Origin of the sequence: Flagellimonas halotolerans, from assembly GCF_035818535.1 — a bacterium.
GTDB classification, from domain to species: Bacteria; Bacteroidota; Bacteroidia; order Flavobacteriales; family Flavobacteriaceae; genus Flagellimonas; species Flagellimonas halotolerans.
The window spans coordinates 83,442-85,206 of the sequence record NZ_JAYKYV010000008.1 but is presented as its reverse complement, the minus strand read 5'-3'; the positions used below and the strand labels follow the sequence as shown (position 1 = coordinate 85,206).

The window sequence follows — 1,765 nt, the reverse complement described above, 5'->3', positions numbered from 1 at the left end:
CAGTTCCGGGAACCACGCTTACGCTTCCATCTTCGTTGATGGTAAGTTCGTTAGTCGATGTAGAGGTCAATATAACATCGGCAAAAGTTACAGGCTCACCATTATACGTATCATTGGACAGTACGTTGCTATCCGCAATCACACCATCTTCTCCCACACTTGCTGTGTAGTTATCATCCACTGCATCGATAACATTCCCTGTTCCTTGCATTACTTCAACAGTAACCGTAGCGGAATCACAATTGTTTACATCCAAAACATCACAAATGGTATAATTGATCGTGTATGTGCCTGCTTCAGTTCCGGGAACCACGCTTACGCTTCCATCTTCGTTGATGGTAAGTTCGTTAGTCGGTGAAGAGGTCAATATAACATCGGAAAAAGTTACAGGCTCACCATTATACGTATCATTGGACAGTACGTTGCCATCTGCAATCACACCATCTTCTCCCACACTTGCTGTGTAGTTATCATCCACTGCATCCAATAGATTTTCACCTACCTCTATATATATAGTTGCTGAAGCGCAAACACTTGGGTCCGGCAAAACATTACATACTTGATAAATTATGGTAACCGTTGAATTGGATTCGGACGCTACCGGAGTATAGTTTACAAAACCAGTCTCATCATCAAAAGTAACTGAACCACTTGCATCTCCTCCAATTCTTGACAAATTTGTCACCCCTACGTTGATAGGATCGTTGTTAGGGAGATAATCATCGTTCTCCAAAACATTTATTGCAACCTCAGTAAGTGCTGGTGTTGAACCATAGTCATCGTTAGCATTGGCCGTTAATGGGTCGGGATCCGTTTCATTTGGATTGCCATCACCGTCACAGTCCAAAGCTTCCCAATCTGCAGATTGTGGCAAGGTCACACTTTCTGGGTCATAGTCACATGGATCCAATGGATCTGTCCCATCTTCTTTTTCATCTTCGTTCGTAACACCATCACCGTCACAATCAGAACTGTTCCAAGTTGAATCTGGATCAACTGTTTGACTGTCGAGCACAAAATCGCATGGGTCCTGAGGGTCCGTGCCATCTTCTTTTTCATCACCATTGGTAACACCATCACCATCGCAATCTGCCTCAAGGTAGTCCCCTGTTTGTGGCAAGGTCACACTTTCCGGGTCATAGTCACATGGATCCAATGGATTCGTGCCATTTGTTTTCTCATCTTCGTTCGTAACACCGTCCCCGTCACAATCAGAACTGTTCCAAGTTGAATCTGGACCAACTGTTTGACTGTCGAGCACAAAATCGCAGGGATCTTGTGGATCCGTGCCATCTTCTTTTTCATCACCATTGGTAACACCGTCACCATCGCAATCGGCCTCAAGGTAATCCCCCGTTTGTGGCAAGGTCACACTTTCCGGGTCATAGTCACATGGATCCAATGGATCCGTGCCATCTGTTTTCTCATCTTCGTTCGTAACACCGTCCCCGTCACAATCAGAACTGTTCCAAGTTAAATCTGGATCAACTGTTTGACTGTCGAGCACAAAATCGCAGGGATCTTGTGGATCCGTGTCATCTTCTTTTTCATCACCATTGGTAACACCGTCACCGTCGCAATCTGCCTCAAGGTAATCCCCGGTTTGCGTCAAGCTCACACTTTCCGGGTTATAATCGCAAGGGTCAAATGGGTCGGTACCGTCTTCTTTTTCATCTTCGTTCGCAACGCCGTCCCCGTCACAATCGGCCTTTTTCCACTCTTCGGAAGGGGAACAATCCTGATGCTCCAATACAAAGTCACATGG

General features: G+C 45.6%; 1 pseudogene. It reads right to left on the bottom strand.

From position 1 onward, the window contains the following. Positions 1 to 1,765: pseudogene (locus VM932_RS11075) on the bottom strand (hypothetical protein); the annotation flags it as partial.